This window comes from Psychrobacillus mangrovi (assembly GCF_037104765.1).
GTDB lineage: Bacteria > Bacillota > Bacilli > Bacillales_A > Planococcaceae > Psychrobacillus > Psychrobacillus mangrovi.
In genome coordinates this window covers 1-1,844 of sequence record NZ_JBAWSY010000043.1, presented here as the reverse complement: position 1 = coordinate 1,844, position 1,844 = coordinate 1, and the positions used below count along the sequence as shown (strand labels likewise).

1 protein-coding gene is annotated in these 1,844 nt (G+C 38.9%); it reads left to right on the top strand.

All coding sequences use genetic code 11. The features are described 5' to 3' along the window. Positions 1–485: 485 nt before the first annotated feature. Complete coding sequence (gene ltrA, locus WAX74_RS20880) at positions 486–1,760, top strand: group II intron reverse transcriptase/maturase (RefSeq protein ID WP_336499575.1); 1,275 nt, start codon at positions 486–488, stop codon at positions 1,758–1,760. Positions 1,761–1,844: the final 84 nt, after the last annotated feature.

Genomic DNA, 1,844 nt, shown 5'->3' with positions numbered 1-1,844 from the left:
GCAACTATCTAGGTGGTGAAAGTCCACTGTGGGGGTACACATCGACCAACCACTAAGGAAGCGCAAGGTACTTATCGTGAGGTAAGGGCTAGAGGAAGCGTGGAATAAAATCTTGGCTCGACGAACAGAAATCTGATACCAAGGCTCTACAAAGGGATAAGGCTCCATAACAAGTCAAAGTCCAAAAGATGTGCGTAACTTTGTAGGGTAAATCAGGCGAGTAAAAGAGGAAAGGTAGTCGTCTTACCCTGGGAGGTCTTGCGGATGTACACAAGTACAGTTGAAAAAGATTAGTCGCAAGAAGTCAGCAGAAGCCATAGTAATGACCTAAGGTCATGAAGGGCTGAACAATTTATAGTGTTTCAACGCCACGAATGCGTAAGTGACGAACTCCGAATGTATTAATGGTGAAAGTATGAGCGTATCTCAAAGGATAACCAAAATGGAGATATCATTTACTACGTGAGAGGAAAGGAGAAACGAGTGTGAAACTTTTAGAAAAGATTTTAAGTAATCAAAATATGAATGAGGCCTACTTACGTGTTTATAGAAATAAAGGCGCAAGTGGGATCGATGGAATATCGGTTGATGAATTGAAACAATATCTGAAAGAGAATAAGGATGAGCTACGTCAGCGCATCAGAACAAGAAAATACCAACCACAAGCTGCCTTACGAGTGGAAATCCCAAAAGAAAATGGAAAGATGCGCAAATTGGGAATACCAACAGTAGTGGATAGAGTGGTTCAACAAGCTATCCATCAAGTACTCAGTCCGATATTTGAAAAACAGTTCAGTGAATACAGTTACGGCTTTAGACCGAAGAGAAGTTGTGAGATGGCAATTATAAAAAGCTTAGAATTTCTGAATGACGGATACGATTGGATAGTGGACATTGACCTAGAAAGATTTTTCGATACAGTCCATCACGACAAACTTATGCGAATCATATCTAATACCATAGATGATGGAGATGTCATTTCTCTAATAAGGAAATACTTAATCAGTGGAGTTATGGTAAATGGGAAATATAAAGAAACACCAGTTGGAACTCCGCAAGGAGGAAACCTCAGCCCACTGTTGAGTAACATTATGTTGAACGAAATGGATAAGGAACTAGAAAGTAGAGGACTCCAATTTGTGAGATACGCTGATGACGCGCTTATCTTCGTGAAGAGTGAGAAAGCAGCGGATAGAGTGATGGAATCAATCGTGAGATTCATAGAAAAGAAACTGGGATTGATAGTCAATGTAGAAAAGAGTAAAATCGCTCGCCCAAAAGACTTGAAATTCTTGGGATTTGGATATTACTACGATTCAAATAACAAGAAATACCAAGTGAGACCTCATCCAATGTCAGTACAGAAATTTAAAAGGAAACTTCGACAACTAACAAAGCGAAACTGGAGCATACCGTTAGATTATCGAATATTAAAACTAAAACAAGTCATATTTGGATGGGTGAACTACTTTAGAATCGCAAATATGAAAACGGCAATGGGTCAAATTGATAAGAAATTACGCTCAAGAATAAGGGTAATCATCTGGAAACAATGGAAGGTACCGAGAAAACAAATAAAGTCGTTAATTCAACTAGGGATACCTGAAGAAGAAGCCAAAGGCTTAACATTCTGTAGGAAAGGTTATCGGTATATCGGATTATCAAAAGTTGTTCAAAGAGCAATTTCAAATAAAAGATTAAAGCAGAGGGGAATACCCTCTGCTTTAGAACGTTACTTAGAAGTACACACTGTAATATAAATTGAAACGCCGTATACGAGAACCGTACGTACGGTGTTGTGAGAGGGGCGAAAATAAGTTAACTTATTCTCCCTCTACTCGATT